Annotated in this window: 24 protein-coding genes; 10 read left to right on the forward strand and 14 right to left on the reverse strand. The window is 71.6% G+C overall.

From position 1 onward, the window contains the following. Positions 1–186 precede the first annotated feature (186 nt). Positions 187–1,068: a fructosamine kinase family protein gene (locus Ari01nite_RS19795; RefSeq protein ID WP_203782751.1), complete on the reverse strand. Its 882-nt coding sequence runs from the start codon at positions 1,066–1,068 to the stop codon at positions 187–189. Positions 1,069–1,124: 56 nt separating this feature from the next. Here Ari01nite_RS19795 and Ari01nite_RS19800 point away from each other — a divergent pair, with 56 nt between their 5' ends. Both Ari01nite_RS19800 and Ari01nite_RS19805 read left to right on the forward strand, forming a co-directional pair. Further along, positions 1,125–1,628, forward strand: coding sequence for a GNAT family N-acetyltransferase (locus Ari01nite_RS19800; protein ID WP_203782752.1), 504 nt, complete (start codon positions 1,125–1,127; stop codon positions 1,626–1,628). A gap of 85 nt (positions 1,629–1,713) precedes the next feature. After that, positions 1,714–2,691, forward strand: coding sequence for a DUF4192 domain-containing protein (locus Ari01nite_RS19805; protein WP_203782753.1), 978 nt, complete (start codon positions 1,714–1,716; stop codon positions 2,689–2,691). Here the strand turns inward: Ari01nite_RS19805 and Ari01nite_RS19810 are convergent, their stop codons facing one another. Together Ari01nite_RS19810 and fdhD are read right to left on the reverse strand one after the other, a co-directional pair. Continuing rightward, complete coding sequence (locus Ari01nite_RS19810) at positions 2,692–4,329, reverse strand: alkaline phosphatase D family protein (RefSeq protein WP_203782754.1); 1,638 nt, start codon at positions 4,327–4,329, stop codon at positions 2,692–2,694. It lies immediately after the preceding gene. A 70-nt stretch (positions 4,330–4,399) separates the two neighbouring features. After that, positions 4,400–5,227, reverse strand: coding sequence for a formate dehydrogenase accessory sulfurtransferase FdhD (gene fdhD, locus Ari01nite_RS19815; RefSeq protein ID WP_203782755.1), 828 nt, complete (start codon positions 5,225–5,227; stop codon positions 4,400–4,402). Positions 5,228–5,317: 90 nt separating this feature from the next. On the opposite strand from fdhD, the gene mobA reads away from it, so the two are divergent. From mobA to Ari01nite_RS19830, 3 genes are read left to right on the forward strand one after another with little or no spacing between them, the layout of a single operon-like run. Beyond that, positions 5,318–5,917 (forward strand): molybdenum cofactor guanylyltransferase, encoded by a 600-nt coding sequence (gene mobA / locus Ari01nite_RS19820; RefSeq protein ID WP_239162860.1) that lies wholly within the window; start codon positions 5,318–5,320, stop codon positions 5,915–5,917. Beyond that, on the forward strand, positions 5,914–6,156 hold the full coding sequence (locus Ari01nite_RS19825) for a DUF6457 domain-containing protein (RefSeq protein WP_203782756.1): 243 nt from the start codon (positions 5,914–5,916) through the stop codon (positions 6,154–6,156). Before mobA ends, Ari01nite_RS19825 begins: the two co-directional genes overlap by 4 nt. Positions 6,157–6,191: 35 nt before the next feature. Continuing rightward, complete coding sequence (locus Ari01nite_RS19830; RefSeq protein WP_203782757.1) at positions 6,192–7,277, forward strand: T3SS (YopN, CesT) and YbjN peptide-binding chaperone 1; 1,086 nt, start codon at positions 6,192–6,194, stop codon at positions 7,275–7,277. Here the strand turns inward: Ari01nite_RS19830 and Ari01nite_RS19835 are convergent. Together Ari01nite_RS19835 and Ari01nite_RS19840 are read right to left on the reverse strand one after the other, a co-directional pair. Continuing rightward, on the reverse strand, positions 7,274–9,124 hold the full coding sequence (locus Ari01nite_RS19835; RefSeq protein ID WP_203782758.1) for a beta-propeller domain-containing protein: 1,851 nt from the start codon (positions 9,122–9,124) through the stop codon (positions 7,274–7,276). The two genes, Ari01nite_RS19830 and Ari01nite_RS19835, sit on opposite strands and share 4 nt — an antisense overlap. A gap of 38 nt (positions 9,125–9,162) precedes the next feature. Next, positions 9,163–9,621 carry an Lrp/AsnC family transcriptional regulator gene (locus Ari01nite_RS19840; RefSeq protein ID WP_203782759.1) on the reverse strand — a complete coding sequence of 153 codons (459 nt, stop codon included), beginning with the start codon at positions 9,619–9,621 and terminating at the stop codon, positions 9,163–9,165. 67 nt (positions 9,622–9,688) lie between these two features. Here Ari01nite_RS19840 and ddaH point away from each other — a divergent pair, with 67 nt between their 5' ends. Next, complete coding sequence (gene ddaH, locus Ari01nite_RS19845) at positions 9,689–10,519, forward strand: dimethylargininase (protein ID WP_203782760.1); 831 nt, start codon at positions 9,689–9,691, stop codon at positions 10,517–10,519. 53 nt (positions 10,520–10,572) lie between these two features. Further along, positions 10,573–11,151: a bacterial proteasome activator family protein gene (locus tag Ari01nite_RS19850; protein WP_203782761.1), complete on the forward strand. Its 579-nt coding sequence runs from the start codon at positions 10,573–10,575 to the stop codon at positions 11,149–11,151. Here the strand turns inward: Ari01nite_RS19850 and Ari01nite_RS19855 are convergent, their stop codons facing one another. The 4 genes from Ari01nite_RS19855 to Ari01nite_RS19870 form a co-directional block, all read right to left on the reverse strand. Beyond that, on the reverse strand, positions 11,152–11,955 hold the full coding sequence (locus Ari01nite_RS19855) for an HAD family hydrolase (protein WP_203782762.1): 804 nt from the start codon (positions 11,953–11,955) through the stop codon (positions 11,152–11,154). Next, positions 11,955–12,767: a Cof-type HAD-IIB family hydrolase gene (locus Ari01nite_RS19860; protein WP_203782763.1), complete on the reverse strand. Its 813-nt coding sequence runs from the start codon at positions 12,765–12,767 to the stop codon at positions 11,955–11,957. The genes Ari01nite_RS19855 and Ari01nite_RS19860 overlap by 1 nt, the downstream gene beginning before the upstream one ends. 133 nt (positions 12,768–12,900) lie before the next feature. Further along, entirely contained in the window at positions 12,901–14,184 is a 1,284-nt protein-coding gene (serS, locus tag Ari01nite_RS19865) for a serine--tRNA ligase (protein ID WP_203782764.1), read from the reverse strand. Positions 14,185–14,268: 84 nt separating this feature from the next. Continuing rightward, complete coding sequence (locus tag Ari01nite_RS19870) at positions 14,269–15,015, reverse strand: hypothetical protein (RefSeq protein WP_203782765.1); 747 nt, start codon at positions 15,013–15,015, stop codon at positions 14,269–14,271. Between the two features lie 66 nt (positions 15,016–15,081). Between Ari01nite_RS19870 and Ari01nite_RS19875 the strand changes: the two genes are divergently transcribed. The 3 genes from Ari01nite_RS19875 to Ari01nite_RS19885 all read left to right on the forward strand — a co-directional run bounded on the left by Ari01nite_RS19875 (position 15,082) and on the right by Ari01nite_RS19885 (position 16,760). Beyond that, a complete protein-coding gene (locus Ari01nite_RS19875; RefSeq protein ID WP_203782766.1) occupies positions 15,082–15,510 on the forward strand; it encodes an OsmC family protein in 429 nt (142 codons plus the stop codon). Between the two features lie 100 nt (positions 15,511–15,610). After that, positions 15,611–15,970: a metallopeptidase family protein gene (locus tag Ari01nite_RS19880; RefSeq protein WP_203782767.1), complete on the forward strand. Its 360-nt coding sequence runs from the start codon at positions 15,611–15,613 to the stop codon at positions 15,968–15,970. 55 nt (positions 15,971–16,025) lie between these two features. Then, positions 16,026–16,760 carry an AIM24 family protein gene (locus tag Ari01nite_RS19885; protein WP_203782768.1) on the forward strand — a complete coding sequence of 245 codons (735 nt, stop codon included), beginning with the start codon at positions 16,026–16,028 and terminating at the stop codon, positions 16,758–16,760. On the opposite strand, the gene pheA is transcribed toward Ari01nite_RS19885, so the two are convergent. From pheA to Ari01nite_RS19910, 5 genes are all read right to left on the reverse strand, one after another. Then, complete coding sequence (gene pheA / locus Ari01nite_RS19890) at positions 16,757–17,704, reverse strand: prephenate dehydratase (protein WP_203782769.1); 948 nt, start codon at positions 17,702–17,704, stop codon at positions 16,757–16,759. The genes Ari01nite_RS19885 and pheA overlap by 4 nt on opposite strands. Positions 17,705–17,720: 16 nt before the next feature. After that, entirely contained in the window at positions 17,721–18,272 is a 552-nt protein-coding gene (locus tag Ari01nite_RS19895) for a hypothetical protein (protein ID WP_203782770.1), read from the reverse strand. Positions 18,273–18,297: 25 nt separating this feature from the next. Beyond that, entirely contained in the window at positions 18,298–18,687 is a 390-nt protein-coding gene (locus tag Ari01nite_RS19900; RefSeq protein ID WP_203782771.1) for an ACT domain-containing protein, read from the reverse strand. 72 nt (positions 18,688–18,759) lie between these two features. After that, on the reverse strand, positions 18,760–19,218 hold the full coding sequence (locus tag Ari01nite_RS19905) for a PAS domain-containing protein (protein WP_203782772.1): 459 nt from the start codon (positions 19,216–19,218) through the stop codon (positions 18,760–18,762). A 103-nt stretch (positions 19,219–19,321) separates the two neighbouring features. Then, a complete protein-coding gene (locus Ari01nite_RS19910; protein ID WP_203782773.1) occupies positions 19,322–20,053 on the reverse strand; it encodes a hypothetical protein in 732 nt (243 codons plus the stop codon). Positions 20,054–20,068 lie beyond the last annotated feature (15 nt).

Genomic DNA, 20,068 nt, shown 5'->3' on the forward strand with positions numbered 1-20,068 from the left:
GCGTTGATGTCACGGGCGGCGACACGCGCCGCCGGCAGGCCGGAACTGGCGAGACTCAGCACCCTGCGGACTCTCTCCCGCACTGATGGGCCGGCAGCGGGGAACGGCATTTCGTTGCAGGTGGCCGGCCGTGTGCCACGGTTCGCGGCTGTGCGGGTGGCCGGGCCGTCATGCGTACCTCCTCTTTTAGAACGCCCGGAGTGCGTCGCGGGCGGCAGTGACCACCGACCCCCGGTATGCGGCGCCGAAGGCGGCGGTGTGCACCAGCAGGAGGTGCAGCTGGTGCAGGGGGACGCGGGCCTGCCAGCCGTCGGCGAGCGGGTGCACCTCCTGGTAGGCGGCGATGATCGTGTCCAGGTGCGGCGCGCCGCCGAAGAGGGCCAGCTCGGCCAGGTCGGTTTCGCGGTGGGCGCCCTGGGCGGCGGGGTCGATCAGGCGGGGGCGGTCGTCGGTGGTCCACAGGATGTTGCCGGGCCACAGGTCGCCGTGGGTCCGGCTGGGGGGCTCGTGCTCAGCCCGGTGGGTCAGGGCGTCCAGGACGCGATCCAGCAGGGCCACATCGGGTGGGGTGAGCGCGTCGCGGTCGGCTGAGGTTTTCAGGTACGGGAGCAGGCGGCGTTCGGCGAACCACTCGCCCCACCCGGCGTTGCCGGGGGTGTTGTCCAAGGGGAGCGGGCCGATGAAACCCGGCCAGCCGGCGCCGAAGTGATCGGCGCCGGAGCGGTGCAGGGTGGCCAGGTCGCGGCCCAGGCGTTCGGCGGCTCCGCTCGTCGGGTCGCCGGCGTCCAGCCACTCCATCGCCAGCATGGTGGGCAGCACGACGAGCACCTCGGGGGTGGGCGCGCCGGCCTCGCGCAGCCAGGCCAAGCCGGCGGCCTCGGCCTCGAAGAAACCCTCGGGCGGGGCGCCGGACGGCCAGGTCTTGGCGAAGACCGAGGTGCCGTCGTCCAAGGTCAGCCGGCTCGCCGTCGCCACGCTGCCGCCCGTTACCGGTGTTTCGCGGATGCGCTGGTGGGTGAGAAATGTCGGGAGGTGCTCGGGGTGCGCGCGTAAGTACGCCTGGTCCACGGGGTTATCTTCCACTTCGGCTTACGGACGCCCGGAATCGGAGTCAAAATGTCGGCATGAGCCCTGTCACAGTGCGTTCGTACCGTCCGAGTGACCACTCCGCGGGTCGTCGCCTGTGGTCCGAGCTGACCAACCAGCACAACCAGATGTACGGGGAGCCGACCAACGACGCGGGCGAGGGGTTCGAGGAATACCTGACCCGCCTCGATCTGTCGGGGTTGTGGGTGGCCGACCACGCGGACGACGGGGTGATCGGGCTGGTCGGCCTGATCATGCGGGGGCGCGCGGGTGTGGTCGAGCCGGTGGTGGTCACCGCCTCGCACCGGCACAAGGGCGTGGGCCGCAAACTGCTGCGCCACGTCCAGACCGAGGCCCGTAAGCGCAACATGACCGCGCTGACCATCTCGCCCTCGTCACGCAACGTCGACGCGATCCGCAGCCTGCACGCCGCCGGCTACGACGTGCTCTCCTCCATCGAGCTGACCCTCGACCTGGAACGCCACGAGCACGAGTGGCAGCAGGAGGGCCTCGAGCTGCACGAACTCCCGTTCCGCTCATAGCCGGACTGTGGACGGCCCCGCGTGTCGTCCACAGGCCGGCCGATTGGCACTCGCCGACGGTCCCGCAGCGGCCAAGCTCGCCGCCATGACCCCGGACTGCAGCATCACCGCCCGCTCCTCCGCCGCGATCGTGGCCGCCACCCCGTATGTGATCGGCTTCCACCCCACCGACAGTGTCGTCGTGATCGGCCTCGCGAACGGCATGATCACCTTTGGCATGCGGTGTGACCTGCCGTCGCCGGCCGACGATGACGACGCCGGCATCGCCGGGATCGTGCTGCGTCAGCGGCTGACGCACGCGGTTGTGCTCGGCTATGGCCGGTCCGAGGAACTGCCCCTGGCGGTCGCGCGGATGTGCGCCGCTCTCGACCGGGCCGGCGTGCTGGTCGCCGACGCCGTCCGGGTCGCCGAGGGCCGCTGGTGGTCCTACTGCTGCACCGATCGGGCCTGCTGCCCGCCCGAGGGCCGGCCGATCGATCCGGGTCTGGCCGCACCGGCGGTCTATCAGGGCCGGGTGGCGCTGCCCGACCGCAAGGCGCTGGTCGCCCGGGTGGCGCCGGTGCGCGGTGCGGCCCGCAAGCAGATGACCGCCGCCACTGAGCGCGCCCGGGACCGGCTCACCGACCTGCGGGCCAACGACCTCGATGCGGTGCGCTCGGGCGGCTGGGTGCGGCGGGCCGGCCGGCGGGCGATCCGGGAGGCCGAGGTCACCGGCCGGGCCGGCGCGGTGCCGACCGCCGACGAGGTGGCCTGGCTGGGCGTGGTGCTGATGGAAAAGGGCGTTCTGGGATACGCCCTGGACCGCACCGAGCACGGCAAGCAGGACTGGCGGATCGCGCTGTGGGCCGACGCGGTGCGCCGGGTTGACCGGGCCTACGCGGCCGGCCCGGCCTGCCTGCTGGCGTTCGCGGCCTGGCGGTCCGGTGACGGCGCGCTGGCCCGGGTCGCGATCGACCGGGCCCTGCGCGACGACCCCGAGCACCACACCGCGGTCCTGCTCGACGACCTGCTGCGCGCCGGTGTCCCGCCGGACGCACTGGTCCGGCTTGCCCCGCCGGCGTGATCAGGGGCGTTCCGTCTCCAGCCGCACCGTGTCGGCGGCGGCGGGGGCGCTCCGGGCGGCGGCCACCGCCGGGGTCGGGTTGTCGGCCGTCTGGTGCAGCGCGGCCACCCGGTCCTCGATCACGAAGGTGGCCCGGGTGTGCGCGGCCGCCCCCGGCGTGGTGACGAAGGGCAGCACCCGGAAGTCCGCGGTCAGCGTGCCGGGCGTGATCCGGGTGCGCACGTATCCGCGCTGGGTGTTCCAGAAGCGCAGGTGCGGGTTCCAGGCCGCCCAGGCGTGCGTGCCGGGCACCCGGTCGACGCCGTTGCCGCCGGAGGTGATCGACGAGCAGACCAGCTCGGTGCCGACCGTCCGGGACGTCGGGTCGGCGTAGTCGAGCTTGAGTTCGCCGGCCCAGTGCGCGTGCACGTCGCCGGTGAGCACCACCGGGTTGCGGACGCCGGCGTCGAGCCAGCCGCGGGTGATGCGGTCCCGCGACGCGGTGTATCCGTCCCACGCGTCCATGCTGGTCACCACGGCCGGGCCGGAGTTGTTGTCGCGTTGCCCGAAGAACACCTGCTGGCCGAGCAGGTCCCAGCGGGCGGTCGACCGGCGGAACCCGTCCAGCAGCCAGCGCTCCTGCTCGGCGCCGGTGATCGAGCGGGCCGGGTCGGCGGCCTCGGCGCACTCCCGGTAACCGTCGCCGCAGGCCTGGTCGCTGCGGTACTGGCGGGTGTCGAGCAGGTGCACGGTGAGCAGCCGGCCCCAGCGCAGTCGCCGGTACAGCTGCATGTCGATGGCGTTCGGGATCGAGGTGCGGCGCAGCGGCATGTTCTCGTAGTAGGCCCGGAAGGCGGCGGCCCGGCGGGCCAGAAAGGCGGCGTCCGGCTGCTCGGGCACCTCGTCGGCCCAGTTGTTCTCGACCTCGTGGTCGTCGAAGACCACGGCCCACGGCGCGACCGCGTGCGCGGCCTGCAGGTCCGGGTCGCTCTTGTACTGGGCGTGCCGCTGCCGGTAGCCGGCCAGCGTGACGGTCTCCGGGCCCTGGTGGTCGCGCGGGTTGCCGCCGTCGATCACGTAGTCGCCGGCCCGGTACTCGTACTGGTAGTCGCCGAGGTGCAGGATCAGTTCCGGCTCGTCCTCGGCCAGCCGGCGGTACGCCGTGAACCAGCCGTGCTCGTACTGGGCGCAGGACGCGAACGACATCGCGAGGCTGTCGACGTTCGCCCAGGTCGGCGGTGCGGTCCGGGTGCGTCCCACCGGGGAGAGGAAGCCCTCGGCCCGGAACCGGTAGAAATATTCCCGGCCGGGCCGCAGGTTGCCGAGCACGACGTGCACCGCATGCGCCGAACGGGGCCGGGCGACCGCGGCGCCCCGGCACACCACCCGGCGGAATCGTTCGTCGTCCGCGACCTCCCACTCCACCGGCACGTCGCGGTCCGGCATGCCGCCGAGCCCGTCCTCGGCCAGCGGCGTGGGCGCCAGCCTGGTCCAGAGCACGAAGCCGTCCGGGTCCGGGTCGCCGGACGCGACGCCGAGCGTGAACGGGTCGCGGCGTAGCGGACCGCGGGGCGGCGCGGCGAGGGCGGCCGAGGACCAGGTCGTGGTGACACCGGCCGCGGCCGTACCGAGCAGCAGGGACCGTCTTGTGAGAACCATGGGGGGAGCCTCGCGACCATAGATGACCGTTGATTGCGGTCGGCCTTACGTCTCGAGGAACCCCGCGTGTTCAGGCGGTGACGCGCTGTGCGGCAGTGTAGATGTTCATGGTCTCGCCACGAAGGAAGCCGACGAGTGTCATCCCGGCTTCCTCGGCCAGTTCCACCGCGAGGGTGCTCGGCGCCGACACGGCCGCAAGCATCGGCAGCCCGGCCATCCACGCCTTCTGGGTGAGCTCGAAACTGGCCCGCCCGGACACCAGCAGCACGTGACCGGTCAGCGGCAGCCGGCCCTCGCGCAGCGCCCAGCCGATCACCTTGTCGACCGCGTTGTGCCGGCCCACGTCCTCGCGGAGAACGATCAGGTCGCCGGCCGCGGTGAAGAGCCCGGCCGCGTGCAGGCCGCCGGTCCGCTCGAAGGTGCGCTGACTGGCCCGCAGCCGGTCGGGCATCGTCGCGAGGGTGCCGGCCGGCAGCACCAGCGGGTCGCCGGCCACCTGGTATGGCGACCGGGTGCGGACCGCGTCGATGCTGGCCTTGCCGCACACCCCGCACGAACTGGTGGTGTAGAAGTTCCGGCTCGGATCGGTGACCGGCGGCGGTACGTCCGGGCCGAGCACCACATCGACCACGTTGTACGTGTTCGGCGTGTCGGTGCCGGCGCACAACTGGGCGGTCACCACGTCGCCGGCCGTGCCGATGATGCCCTCGCTGAGCAGGAAGCCCAACGCCAGGTCGAGGTCGTGGCCCGGGGTGCGCATGGTGACCGCGAGCGGCTGTTTGCGAACCCGGATCTCCAGCGGTTCCTCGGCGGCCAGCTCGTCGGGCTGGCGGCGCGGCGCACCAGGTGCCGCCAGGTCGATCCTGGTGACCGGTCGCCGGGTCGTGGTGCGCGCCATAGGTCCGAGCGTATGTCGCGCCGGAGGTGATCACGACCGCGAAGTGAGCGCCCGGTCACGCTCGACACCCGCTCGGGATACGGTACGTACGTGGGGGGATATGCGGCGGTGGTGCTGGCCGGTGGAGCGGCGCGGCGAATGGGCGGCGCGGACAAACCGACGCTGCCCGTCGGCGGGCAGTCCATGCTGACCCGGGTGCTGGCCGCGGTGCACGACGCCGACCCCCGGATCGTGGTCGGCCCGGTGCCGCCTGACCTGCCGGTTCCGGTGCATTCGACACGTGAGCAACCGCCCGGCGGCGGTCCGGTGGCGGCCACCTCCGCGGGGCTGGCCCTGGTGCCCGACGACGTCACCTTCACCGCGCTGCTCGCCGCCGACCTGCCCCTGCTCACCGGCGAGGCGATCGACGTGCTGCGATTGACCGCCGAGTCGGCGCCCATGCAGGGTGCGGTCTACCGCGACGCCGAGGGACGCCGGCAGATGCTGTGCGGGGTCTGGCGCACCCAGGCCCTGCGCGACGCGGTGCGGCGGCTCGGCGAGGAACGCGGCCACCTGCACGGCGCCTCGGTCCGTGAGTTGATGGACCACCTGCGGGTCGCCGAGGTGTCCTGGCGCCGGCCCGGCCCGCCGCCCTGGTTCGACTGCGACACCGACGACGACCTGCGGACGGCGGAGGAGTGGGCGCGATGACCGGCGACCTCGACAGCTGGCTCGCGGCGGCCGGCCGCGAGCTCGGGCTCGACCCGGCCGAGGTGCCGACCAAGGCGGTGCTCGACGTGGCCCGGGATGTGGCGCACGGCGTGGTGCGCCCGGCCGCCCCGGTCACGGCCTACCTGATGGGCGTTGCGGTGGGCCGCGGCGCCGACCCGGCGGAGGTCGCCGACCGGCTCAGCGAGCTCGCTCTAGCCTGGTCCGATCCGACCCCCTGATCCTCGATAGGGTGGCGGGAACGGAGGTGACGATCATGACGGCAGACAGCGCCGGCGGTGAGTCGAACGAAGGCATCCTGCTCGACGAGCCGACCACGGCTGACCTGCGGGCCAAGGTGACCGAGGCATGGCGTGAGTTCGCCGCGGCCCTGGCCACGCTGGTGCCCACCCTGATGCCGGGCTCGCACGTCGACGTCACCCTCGACCCGACCGCGTCCGGCACCGGCCTCGCGGTCTACTCGGTGAGCATCCGGATCCTGCCGGACGGCGAGGTCGAGGCGCTCGCGGTCGGCAACGCCGGTCTGCCCGAGGGCTACCGGATGGACCGGTCCGCGGTCGCCGACCTGGTGGCGCTCGGCTGGTCGCCGCCCGGCGTGCTGCCCGGCTCGGGCGACTCGTTCGGCCTGCGCTCCAGCCAGGACCAGTCGACCCAGCTGGCCACTGTGGTCTCCCGCACGCTGCGCGACGTCTACGGCGCCCCGCACCCGGCATTCCTGGTCTACCTGGTGCACGACGAGGACGACGAGCCGATCGACACCGCGCCGCTGGCCACCGCCCGGCACGAGCCCAGCATCGACGGCGACCTGGACATCGGCGACCTGGACGACGACGGTGCGCTCTCGGCCGCGCTGGGTGCCGCCGCCGAGACCGTCCCGCTCGACGAGCGGGTCCGCACCGTGGTGGCCACCATGTCGAAGACCACGGTCGATCAGTTGCAGGTGGACACCGACGGCGACATCGGCATCCGGGCCGGTTCGGCCATGGTGTTCGTCCGGGTTCGTGACAACCCACCCCTGGTGGATGTTTTCTCGCCCATCCTCACCGAGGTCGAGCCGACCGAGCAGCTGTACGTGAAGCTCTCCGAGCTGACCAACCGGATGCCGATCGGCCGGCTCTACTGCGCCCAGGACACGGTGTGGGCGTCCATCCCGGTGTTCGGCCGCAACTTCCAGGCCACCCACCTCATGCTGGCGGTGCAGGTGATGACCGGCCTGGCCGACGAGCTGGACGACCGGCTGCACGGCGAGTTCGGCGGCAAGCGCTTCTTCGGCGAGGGCGACAAGCCCACGCCGGCCAAGCAGCCCGCCGCCGAAGACCACCGCACCGGGATGTATCTCTAGCGCAGCGGCACATAGCCGGTGCGGTCCAGGGTGGACAGGTTCGTGGCCTGCAGGCCCGAGTAGGACAGCATCCACAGTTCGTCGCCGACCACCAGTGAGCGGCGGACCGGCGAGTACTGTTCGCCCGGCACCTTCAACTCGCCGGCCGCGGTCAACCGGTCGCCGGTGAGCCGCAGCGCCAGGGCACCGCTGCCCCGCCCGCTCGCCACCGGCACGACCAGCAGGCCGGTGGCGGGCCACCAGAGCAGGGCGTGCGGATCGAATTCGGCCTCCGAGCTCGCCTCGGGCACCACGTGCTGGGCGAGCCGCCGCGGGTCGCCCGGGTCGGACACGTCAAACAGCGAGACCTGCAGGCCCACCGGGCGACCGCGTTCGGTGGCCTCCTGGCCGATCCCGACCAGCCGGTCCTCGCCGATCGCCTGGAGATGCGCCGAGTAGCCGGTGATCTTCAGTTCGCCGGTGACCCGGGGCTTCTCCGGATCGGAGAGGTCGAGGCTGTAGAGCGGGTCGGTCTGCCGGAACGTCACCACGTAGCCGCGCGGCCCGATGAAGCGCACGGAGTAGATCCGTTCGTCCTTGCCGAGCCCGCCCACCTCGCCGACCTGGGTCAGCTTGCCGTCCCGTTCACGGAAGGTCCGTACGGTCGAGGCCTTGCCGTCCGGATCGGTGGTGGCGATCCGCAGGTGACCGTCCCATTCGGACATCGCGTACTGGTTGAGGACCGTGCCGGGCACCGTGCCGCCGGCGGTGTAGACCGGTTTGCCGGTGGGCGGCAGCGCGAACTTGTAGATGTCCGTGTTCTCCGGCGGCCGGACCCGGGAGATCGCGGCGGTGGCCCGCCAGAACTGGTTGTTGGCTACGTAGAGGCTGTCCGCGGTGCCGTAGACGAGGTTGCCGTCGGCCAGCACCGCGACCGGGCTGCCGTCGGTGAGGGCCGGCTGGGCCAGGTCGAAGGTGAGCACGTTCAGCATCGTGGCGCCGGAGTAGGCGTCCGGGCGGCTGACCGCCGAGCAGTCCAGCTTGCCCTCGGTCGTCGTCGAGCCGGTGGTGAGCTCCCAGGTCGGCAGCCAGGCGTCCACCGTGGCGTCGTCGATCACCTTGCGGTTCTGCTTGAGCAGCTGGGCATCGGTGGTGGCGGTGAGCGGGAAGCGCAGCCGGGGCGCGGTCGCCAGAACGACCCGGGCCGTCGTGCCGGTCTGCCGGGCGTCGACCACGGCGCCCGCGCCCCGGTAGCGGCTGAGCACCCGCGGCGTACCGGTCAGGTCGACGAGCAGCACCTGCGCGTTGCCGCCGGGTGGCAGGAACGCCCGCTTGTCGGCGATCGCGTAGCCACCGCCGCGGACCAGCACGAGTGCCCGATCGCCGGACAGCAGCAGGTCGGCCTCGCCGCCGGCGTCGGCACCGAGATCCAGGCGTCCGGTCTGCGTGTGGGTCGCGGGGTCGATGACCCGCAGCACGCCGCCGTCGACCGTGACGATCCGGCGGCCGTCGGTCTTGACGATGTCCGGCTCGTCGGCGCCCTTCTCGTGCACGTTGGTGGTCGAGTGGTCTGGCACGGCCGGCGGCGGTGCCATGCCGGCCGCGGGCGCGGCGGCGCGGCTGTCCGCCTTCATCGCCGACCACGACTCGGGAATGCCCATGTTGCCTGGCAGTCCCCACGGGCCGACGCTCTCCTTGGCGGCGGCGCGCAGGTCGGCGAGCAGTTCCTGGCAGGAGTCGAAGGCCACGAGCCGGAGCGCGGGCGCCGGGCGGGCCGAGTTCGTATTGGTGGGCGCGGGTCCCGGCGCGGCGGTGCAGGCCGCGAGCGGGAGGGCGGCGAAAACGCAGATCCAGTGTCGACGGCGCATGGCGGCTTGGACGCCGCCATGCGCGCCGCGGTTCCGGACTATTGCGGTGCGGGCACCACGGTCGGGGTCTCGACCAGCCGGGACAACACGATCATGCTGCGCGTCGAGGTGATGAACGGCTCGGCCCGCAGTCGCTCAAGAGCCTGCTCGAGGTGGCCGATGTCGGCGGCGCGCAGGTGCACGAGCGCGTCGGCCTGACCGGAGACCGTGTACGCCCCCACCACCTCGGGGTGCCGCCGGGTGGCCACGGTGATCTGCGCGGGCGTGGTGCGGCCGGTGCAGAACAGCTCGATGAACGCCTCGGTTGTCCACCCCACGGCGGCCGGATCGATCACCGCGGTGAAGCCCTTGATCACTCCGCCGGATCGAAGCCGGTCGACGCGTCGCTTCACCGCCGGCGCGGAGAGGGCGACCTTGGCGCCGATCTCGGCGTAGGACGCGCGCGCATCGGCCACCAGCAGCGCAATGATTCGCTGGTCAACCGCGTCCATCTGCAACGATTCGCCTCCAACGCACAAGATTTCTCGCTGTTTCGTGCACTGAAGCCTACCTACGCTCTACCTCATGAGCCACACGGAGCGCTTGCCGCGAAACAGGACATATCTCATGTGTCCGCCCGAGCACTTCACGGTTGACTACGCGATCAACCCATGGATGGACACCACCGTCCCGGTCGACGCGGCGCTCGCCGTCAAGCAGTGGGACCTGCTGCGCACCACGCTCCACGGACTCGGACACACCGTGCACGTGCTCGACCCGGTGCCCGGCCTGCCCGACATGGTGTACGCGGCCAACGGCGCCTTCTCGGTCGACGGCACCGTCTACGGCGCCCGCTTCCGCCATCCGCAGCGGGCCGCCGAGGCGCTCGCCCACCAGGACTTCTACGCCACCGTGGGCACCTGGCGGTTCGCCGGCCCGGAGCACGTCAACGAGGGTGAGGGCGACTTCGCGTACCTGCCGGCGGCGTACGGCGGCCTGATCCTCGCCGGGTACGGATACCGCACCGAGCCGGCCGCGCACGCCGAGGCGCAGGAGGTGCTCGGCCGTCCGGTGGTGTCGCTGCGCCTGATCGACCCGGCCTTCTACCACCTGGACACCGCGCTGGCCGCGCTCGACGACCGCAACGTCACCTACTATCCCGGCGCGTTCTCGCCGGCCGCCCAGCGGGTGCTCGCTCAGTTGTTCCCGGACGCGGTGCTGGCCGACCGGGCCGACGCCGAGGCGTTCGGGCTCAACCTGGTCAGCGACGGCCGGAACGTGATACTGAACACCGAGGCCTCGGCGATGGCCGACAAGGTGCGCGCGGCCGGTTACGTACCGGTTCCGGTCGAACTAACCGAACTCAAGCGCGGCGGCGGCAGCGTCAAGTGCGCGGTGGCCGAACTGCGTCCGTGAGCTCGGCAACGCCGGTGACGAATGACTGGAACCGGTGCGGGAAGATGGACCGCATGACCGACGACAACAACTCCCGGAAGCAGGAAGACGGCTCCGTCATCGTGGTGGGACCCGACGGGCGTCCGATGGGAACGGTCGAGCCCGACGGCACGGTCAGCCCCGAGGAGCCGGGCAACCTGATCGAGCAGCCCGCCAAGGTCATGCGGATCGGCAGCATGATCAAGCAGCTTCTCGAAGAGGTGCGGGCCGCGCCGCTGGACGAGGCGAGCCGGGGCCGGCTGCGCGACATCCACCAGCGCTCGATCGTCGAGCTCGAGGACGGGCTCGCCCCCGAGCTGCGCGAGGAGCTCGAACGGCTCTCGCTGCCGTTCGAGGGTGACACCCCGCCCAGCGAGGCCGAGCTGCGGATCGCGCAGGCCCAGCTGGTCGGCTGGCTCGAGGGCCTGTTCCACGGCATCCAGGCGGCGCTGGTCGCCCAGCAGATGGCCGCCCGCCTCCAGCTCGAGCAGATGCGCGGCGGCAGCGCCGGCGGTGGCCGGCCGGCTCTGCCGATGGGCGCCGGCGGCATGCTCCCCGGCGGTCTGCCGGGCCAGCAGGCGGCCGGCGAGGGCCGCACCGGTCAATACCTCTAGCTAGAGGTCGTAGAGCTCGCGCAGGTACAGCGCCACGCCGTCCTCGTCGTTCGTCCGGCCCACCTCGTCGGCGACCTCGCGGACGGCGGGGTGGGCGTTGCCCATCGCCACCGAGCGGCCGGCCCAGGTAAGCATCGGGATGTCGTTCGGCATGTCGCCGAACGCGATCACCTGGTCGGCCGTGATGCCCTCCCGCTCGCACAGCCAGGCCAGCCCCGCGGCCTTGGTCACGCCGGCCGCCGAGATCTCCACGAGCGCGCTGGACGACGAGTGGGTGGCCTCGGCCAGGGTGCCGAGCGTGCGGCTGACCAGCTCGTAGAAGTCGTCCGGGTGCTGGTGGCTGGCGGAGCGGGCCAGCAGTTTCGCGGCCGGCACCGAGCTGAGCTCGTCGGGGGTCGAGACCACGCGGACCGTGTGGTGCCCGCCGTCGAAACGCAGCGGCCAGGCCTCCTCGTACCGGAACGACCGGCCGTCCTCGACCTCGACCGCGAGGGCGATGTCCGGGATCGCCTCACGCAGCTGCTTGCTCACGTCGAGCAGCAGGTCGACGGAGAGCGGATCGGCGCGCACCACCTCGTCAGTGTCCGGGTCGTAGACCACGGCGCCGTTCGCGCAGACGGCCGGCAGCGGCTGCGGCATCTGGTCGTAGATCTGGTGGAGCCAGCGCAGCGGCCGCCCGGTCACCAGCACCATGGGCACCGGCAGAGCGTCGATGACGTCCAGGGTGCGCCGGCTCAGTTTCCCGTCGCCGCGGATGAGGGTGCCGTCGATGTCGGAGGCCACGAGGCGAAAGGGGTTCGGCATCACCTCGACAGTAACTTGTCGAGATAGACCGCCACCCCGTCCTGGTCGTTGGTCAGGGTCACCTCGTCGGCCACCTCGAGCAGCGCCGGATGCGCGTTGGCCACGGCCACCCGTCCCCACCCGGCCCAGGCGAACATCGGCAGGTCATTGGGCATGTCGCCGAAGACGAGGACGTCCGCCGGGTCGACGCCGACCGCCTCGGCGACGACCGAGAGGCCGGTGCCTTTGTTCACATTCGCCGGGCAGATCTCGACGTAGTCGAGGCCGGCCTGGGTGACCGACGCCACGTCCGCCGGTACGATCCGCTCGGCCACCGCGAGCAGGTCGTCCACCTGGTAGTCGATCGAGCGGGCGAACGCCTTGATCACGTCGCCGGTGAGGCAGGCGGCCCGCGGGCGCTGCTCCAGCACCACCGGGTAGCGCCAGGTCGGGTCGTAGTCGCCCCACAGCGGCGCGTCGTCGTGTTCGAGCGCCTCGATCATCACCGACAGCCGGCCCACCTCGGTCTCCAGCGCCGCGAGCACCTCGGCCAGCGCCGGCCCGGACAGCCGGGACTGCCGGAGATAGGTTGATTCGGCCTGGTCGAGCACCCAGCCGCCCTGCGCCAGCACCAGGAAGTCGGCGACCCGGATGTCGTTGCGGGTCAGCGAGGTGAGCCGCGGCCCGCGTCCGGTGGCACCCACGATCCGGATGCCGGCCGCCCGCACCCGATCGAGGACCTCGTGGGTGTAGGCGGACACGGTGTCGTCGCTGCGCACGAGTGTGCCGTCGAGATCCGTGGCGATCAGCTTGGGGAGTCCAGGCTTGACCATCAGTACCTCCGAGGGTGGGGCTCACCCCCGCGGAGGGCGGAAGGAAAACGGTACACCCGTGCGGCTAGCAGCGGCTATGACTTCCGGTAGCCAGTAGGTGTCGATCGTGTTAGCGAGAAGGTCTTCAGTCCTTCTACGGGCGGCTGGCGGGGTGGTTGGACGGGGGTTCCAAGAGATCGCGGCCGCCCAAGTACGGCTGCAGCGCCTTGGGGACCCGCACCGAACCGTCCGGCTGCTGGTGGTTCTCCAGGATCGGGATGAGCCAGCGGGTGGTCGCGAGCGTGCCGTTCAGCGTGGCCGCGGTCTGCGGTTTGCCGTCCGCGTCTCGGTACCGGATGTTGAGCCGCCGGGCCTGGAACGTCGTGCAGTTCGACGTCGAGGTCACCTCGCGGTACCGGCCCTGCGACGGCACCCACGCCTCGCAGTCGTACTTGCGCGCCGCGCTCGACCCGAGGTCGCCTCCGGCCACGTCGATCACCCGGTACGGGATCTCGACCTTGGCCAGCATCTCCTCCTCCATGGCGAGCAGCTTGCGGTGCTCGTCGACGGCCTGCTCGGGCTTGCAGAACGAGAACATTTCGACCTTGTCGAACTGGTGCACCCGGAGAATGCCGCGCACGTCCTTGCCGTACGACCCCGCCTCCCGGCGGTAACACGACGACCATCCGGCATAGCGCATCGGTCCGGCTTCGAGATCCAGGATCTCGTTGGAGTGGTACGCGGCCAGCGGCACCTCCGACGTGCCGACCAGGTAGAGGTCGTCGGCCTCGAGCCGGTAGATCTCGCTGGCGTGCGCGCCCAGGAACCCGGTGCCCTCCATCGACTCCGGCCGGACCAGGCTCGGCGTGATCGACGGGGTGAAGCCGTACTCCACGGCCTGGGCGATGGCCAGCTGGAGCAGGCCCAGCTGGAGCAGCGCACCGGTGCCGGTCAGGAAGTAGAACCGCGAGCCGGACACCTTGGCCCCGCGCTCGGTGTCGATCGCCCGCAGGCCCTCACCCAGCTCCAGATGGTCGCGCGGGTTGTCGATCTGCGGCCGGTCGCCGACCTCGCGCAGCACCACGAAGTCGTCCTCGCCGCCGGGCGGGACGCCGTCCTCGACCAGGTTGGGCACCGCGAGGTGGGCCTGGCGCAGCGCCTCGTCGGCCACCGAAGTCGCCGCCTCGGCGGTCTTGACCTCGGCCGCCAGCTCCTTGGTGCGGGCCAGGAGCGCCGCTTTTTCGTCGCCGGAGGCCCGCGGCACCTGCTTGCTCAGCGATTTCTGCTCGGCCCGCAGCGCCTCGAACCGCTGGGTGGCGGCTCGGCGCTCCTCGTCGGCACGCAGCAGCGCGTCCACCAGTTCGGTGGGCTCGCCGCGCAGTCGCTGGCTGGCGCGGATCGGCTCGGGGTCGTCGCGAAGCAGACGCAGGTCAATCACGAGTGTCAAGGCTACCGGCGACCTGGTCCGGTCCTCATCCGGATATCCCCCGTCCCGCTCAGCCCGGCCGATCAGCTGGGTCGATCAGCTCGGCTTGTCGCGGTCCTCGCTGCTGGAGGTGAACGGTTTGGCCGGCGCCACGGTCAGCTCGAGCGGCTGGTCGCTGGCGGCCGGCTCCTCGGCGGGCGGCCGTCGCCAGGTCCAGATCGCGGTCGCCTCCTCGTCGTCGTCCGGCTCGCCGGGGTCCTCGCCGGGCAGGTGTTTGTCGGCGACGTAGAGGGCGAGGACGGCGAGCGTCACGCCGGCGAAGGCGCACCACAGGCCCCGGCCGTAGCCGATCGAGAACTCGTCGTCGTCGAGCTGGAGGAGGTAGATCTGCGGCACCACCCGGCTCCGGTTGCCGAGCGAGGCGGCCAGCGCGAACAGCACGCCGAGCAGGGTGCCGCCAACGCTCAGCCCGGCCAGTCGCACGTAGCGCCGGCCGGCCGGCGGGCCGGACATGGTCAGCACCACCGTGGCGACCAGGGCGAAAAGACCGGTCAGGTATGCGCTGCCGAGCGCGCCCAGGTCGGTGACGTCGGTCGGCAGCATCCGGTCGCCCACGCCGTCCAGCGACGCATCGACCATGGTCACCTGCCACTCGGAGACCAGCGAGGCGACCAGGGCCACCGCACCGAGTGCCGCGGCCACCGGCACGAGCCGCCGGTCGGCCACCAGGTTGCGGCCGAAACCGGACGTGCTCCAGCGCCGGCGCGGCCGGTCATCGGCGGCGCCGAACTCCACCACCGACTCCGGTGGCGGGGTCAGGTCGATGGGTCGCGACTCCGGCATGGCACCAATGATGGCCCGTGGCTGGTCGAGCGGCCAGCAGCCGTTCCATGGACTAGCGTTTCGAACATGCCTATTCGCACTGCTTCGGCTCAATGGGAAGGGAACCTCACCGAGGGTTCCGGCAAGATCAAGACCGGTAAGGGCGGTTACCAGGGGAACTACTCCTTCAAGTCCCGTTTCGAGGAGGGTGAGGGGACCAACCCCGAGGAGCTGATCGCGGCGGCCCACGCCGGCTGCTTCTCGATGGCGTTCTCCAAGGGCCTGGCCGACGCCGGCTTCACGCCGACCTCGGTGGAGACCACCGCCAAGCTGCACCTCGACAAGACCGACGCCGGCTTCGGCGTCACCCGGATCGACCTCGAGACGGTCGGCAACGTCCCCGGCATCGACGAGGGCACGTTCCTCAAGATCGCCGAGGGGGCCAAGGAGAACTGCCCCATCTCCCGCCTGCTCAAGCCCGGTGCCGAGATCACGCTGAACGCCACGCTGGCCTGACCGGGACCGCACACACCGCCGGTGCGGCAGGGATCTCGGGTCCCTGACCGCATCGGCCGCCCCGGCCTGCCCACGCCCCCCACGAGGCGACTGGCGCACAATGGTCGGTGTGCCGGTCGACATGAGTCGTGAACGTTTCGAGGAGTTGGTCGGTGAGGCCCTCGACGAGGTGCCCGTCGAGCTCCTGTCCCTGATGAACAACGTGGTCTTCATGGTCGAGGACAACCCGCCCGACGGCAGCGACCTGCTCGGCCTGTACGAGGGCACCGCGCTGACCGACCGCGGCTGGGACTACGCCGGGGTGCTGCCCGACCGGATCACCGTCTACCGCCTGCCCACGCTGCGGGTCTGCGAGACTGAGACCGACGTCATCGACGAGGTGGCGATCACCGTGGTGCACGAGATCGCACACCATTTCGGCATCGACGACCATCGGCTGCACGAGCTCGGCTGGGGCTGATCTTTGGCACCGGCACCTACCCTGGGGTGCCAGAACACCACACAGGAGGACGCACATGCGCAGCGAGCTCTTCTCGGCGGACAACCTGGAGAAGGAGTCGGCCCAGCCCGGTTTGCGTCTTCAGAATTCCAAGCTGCTCAAGGCCGAGCTGAACGGCGAGTTCATGGCGCGCGTCGGCTCGATGGTCGCCTACCAGGGTCAGGTCCAGTTCGAAGCGCTCGGCTCGGGCGGACTGAGCAAGTTCATCAAGCAGAAGCTCACCGGCGAGGGCGTCCCGCTGATGCGGGTCCGCGGCCAGGGTGACGTCTTCCTGGCCGAGAACGCGGCCGACGTCCACCTCATCGACCTCGAGCCGGGCGACGCCCTGTCGATCAACGGGTCCAACGTCCTCGCGTTCGACTCCACGCTCTCGTACGACATCAAGATGGTCGGCGGCGCCGGCATGATGTCCAACTCCGGCCTGTTCAACTGCGTGTTCTCCGGCCACGGCCGGATCGCGATCACCACCAAGGGCACGCCCGTGGTGCTGACCATCGACCAGCCGACGTACGTGGACCCGCAGGCCGCGATCTGCTGGTCGGCCAACCTGCAGACCGGTTACCACCGCGCCGAGCAGCTCGGCATCGGCACGCTGCTGGGCCGCAGCACCGGCGAGCGGTTCACGATGACCTTCGCGGGCCAGGGCTTCGTGGTGGTGCAGCCGTCCGAGGAGCCGCCCGGTGGCCTGGCCGGTGCGGCCGGCGGCCAGCAGCAGTCCGGCGGCTTCCTGGGCAACCTGCTGAACGACTAGTTGACCTCGCCGGCCCTGATCCGGGCCAGCCAGGCGGCGGAGTCGGCGAAATCGGTGTTGGAGAGCCCCGGCGGCGACGCGACCGGGGCCTCCGGGGTCAGCCGGTGCCGGGCGTAGCTGCCCAGGAAACGGACGTCGGCGCAGATCCGGCGCAGGCCCTGGAGGGCCTCGCCGAGCCGGGGTTCGGCCACGTGGCCGGCGCAGTCCAGGAAGAAGACGTACGTGCCGAGCTGCTCGCCGGTCGGCCGGGACTCGATGCGGGACAGGTTGATCCCGCGTACCGCCAACTCGGTGAGCACCGCGAGCAGGGCACCCACCTGATCGCGCCGGATCGACACGGCCAGCGAGGTGACGTCGTCGCCGGTCGGCGGCGCAGGCGGGCCGGGCCGGGTGAGCAGCGCGAACCGGGTCACCGCGTCGGCGTGGTCGGCCACCTTGTCGGCCAGCACGGTCAGGTTGTTGCGCGGCACCCCGATCGGCGCGCAGATCGCCGCGTCGTGCTCGCCGGCGGCCGCGCTGATCGCCGCGGCCGCGTTGGACAGCACGTCGACCACGGTGGCGTCGGGCAGGTTGGCCAGCAGCCAGTTGCGGCACTGCGCGGACGCCTGCGGGTGCGCGGCCACCGACCGGATCCCGGCGAACGGCACGAGCTGCCGGGCCGCCAGCACGAACTCGACCGGGATCACCACCTCGCGGGTGATCTGCAGGGTGCTGCCGGTGGCCAGCTCGTCGAGGGTCACCGGTACGGATCCGCCCACCGAGTTTTCCAGCGGGACGAGCGCGGCGTCGGCCTCGCCGCTGCGAACCGCCTCGAGCGCCTCGGGCACGCTGCGGGCCGGCGTGCGCACCCCGCGCGCGGCGGCCGGAATGGTGCGCAGGGCGGCCTCGGTGAAGGTGCCTTCCGGGCCGAGGTAGACGAAGCGAGTGGGCGGTGTTCCCGGCATGTCGGCAGTCTATGCGTCAGGCGCCGCAGGCCAGGACCCGGATGCCGGGTGGCGCGTCCCGCTCCACCTGTGGGGTGCACACCTCCGAACCGGCCTCCACCAGCGCCAGCGTCGCGCCCTTGCCGGTGCTGACCACGAGCAGAGCCTCGTCCTCGTCGGCGGTCTCGTCGGACAGGACGACCTGGCTGAACGACCAGTCGCCGGAGCAGTACGGGCCGTCGGTCACCTTGAGTGGCGCGTCCGGGATGCCCGGTTTGCCCCGGATCAGCGTGATGATCTGAGCCTTGGTGGGCGGGCCCGGGCAGAGCGACGCGTGCGACGGGGTCGGCGTGGCGGGGACCGTGGTGGCCGTCGTGGTGGTCGGCACCGGATAGGACGGGTACGTCCCCAGGTTCGAGTTCAGCGGCGGCAGCGGCTGGGTGACCAGCGGCAGTGACGGCGCCAGCGAGATCGGCGGGGCGCTGGGCGTCACGTAGGGCGGAGACTCGGGCAGCTGCCGGGGCGGTTCGCCGCAGCCGGCCAGCAGCACGAGCACGCCGAGGGGGATGAGTCGCGTGCGGGGGGACACGCGGACATGTTAGGCGCGGACCTGGTCAGGAGGCGATACGGTGCCCGGCTGCGGTCAGGGTGTCGACCGCCTCGGTCAGCCGCACCGACGGCACGAGCAGGTAATCCGTGGTGTATGTGGAGAATGTGACGATATTGACCCGGGCGTCGGCCAGCGGACCGATCAGCGAGGCCAGCACCCCGGTGAGCGCCAGGTCGAGCGGGCCCACCACGCGCAGGCAGCGCCAGGCGGTGTCGGCCACCGCGTCGTCCGGCACCCGGTCGGCCGGGCAGATGATCGACAGCTCGTCCGGGGCCCAACTCAGCGAGATGACGCTCTTGTCGTCCGGACCGGCCGCCAGCGAGGGCGGGATCGGCGAACCGGCCGGCAGCCGGCACACCGCGTACTCCTCTGGTAGCAGATCTAGATCGAGCATGAGGGCAGACTACGGTTTCCGATCCGTCGATGCCCCACCAATGCGGTGCGGCGAACGCCACACCACGCGCTGTTACCGGACCGGCGAGAAGAAGGTCAGCGAGCCGGCCACCCGGGTGCCGTCGAGCAGTGGGGTGGCGATGGCGTCCACGGTCAGCGGGCCCTCGCCCGGGCTCGGCACCACCCGCAGCAGGCCGCGGGCCAGTCGCTCGCTGCGGATGGCCAGTAGCGGCGGGATCTTGTCCACGTCAGAGTCGTCAAGTTCGCCCGCGGTGGCGGTGAAGTCGATCAGGCGGATGGCGTCGACGAGTGTCTTACCGATCGCCTCGATCGGCTTGCCCAGCCCGAACAATTCGCTGCAGGACACCGACACGGCCAGGATCACGGACGAGCCGTCGATCACCAGGCAGGGTTCGGCGGCCGCTGCCACCGTGGATGTCCAGCGGTCGACACTCGGGACGAACTCGGCCTCAGCCGGTGTCCGCGCCTGGGGCACGAACGCTCCCGAAAGGGAGAGCTCGACGTGTGCCACCCGGTCCTCCTCGCTCCTTCGGGTCGAGGGAGGGCGCCGCGGGCCGGCCCGGAGTTCCGGACGGCAGCCGCGGCGTCAACCCGTCGACTACACGCAAGGAACGTTACCGGCGTGCCGTCCGCTTGTCAGCGGGCGTTTGTCCGTCGGGGTGCCAACGGTAGTCGCCGGCCGGGCGGTAAGGCGCGTTTGCCCAGGTGGCGGGGTGGTTGGCAACCGCCGAGAGCTTGTTGGCGGTGGACGGCGAGATGCGGGCCCCGCCGGCGATGAGCAGCCGGTCGAGCTCCTTGTCGGTCGCGACCAGCACCTCCTTGGGCAGACCGTGCACGCTGATCACGCCGGAGCCGACGAAGGTGAGCACCGGGGTCACCGGGACCCGCAGGCCGACCGCGGCAGTCAGGGCCTTGCTGGCCCGGCGGGCCTCGCGGCGCGCTTCGGACACGTACTGTGGGCGCTTCCCGTTGATCTGCACGACGTCACCGGCGATCAGGACGCGGGAGCGGCCGTGGTCGGCGACCGTCACGGCGTAAACGCCGCCGGGGCCGATGGCCAGGAAGCCGGCGCGGTCGTCGGCCAGGTCGGGCTCGTAGAAGCCCTGCGCGTCGGTGCGCGGCCAGTCCACGATGTGCCAGTTGGGTCCGAGGCGGTCGAGGCGCGTGAGCGCGCGTGCGCCGGCGGCTTCGAGACGGCGGGCGTCCCGTTCGGCACGGCGGCGGCGGGCCCACTCGGCGGGAGACTGACGGGTTGGCGCCTCCAGCGCGGTGGACGGGTGACGATCGAAGTGCGGTAGGCCCTTGTGGGGCACAGGCAGGGCAGAGCGTGCTGGGAAGACAGTCACTGCGACCTCCGGCAA

This window comes from Paractinoplanes rishiriensis, from assembly GCF_016862375.1.
Taxonomy (GTDB): Bacteria; Actinomycetota; Actinomycetes; order Mycobacteriales; family Micromonosporaceae; genus Actinoplanes; species Actinoplanes rishiriensis.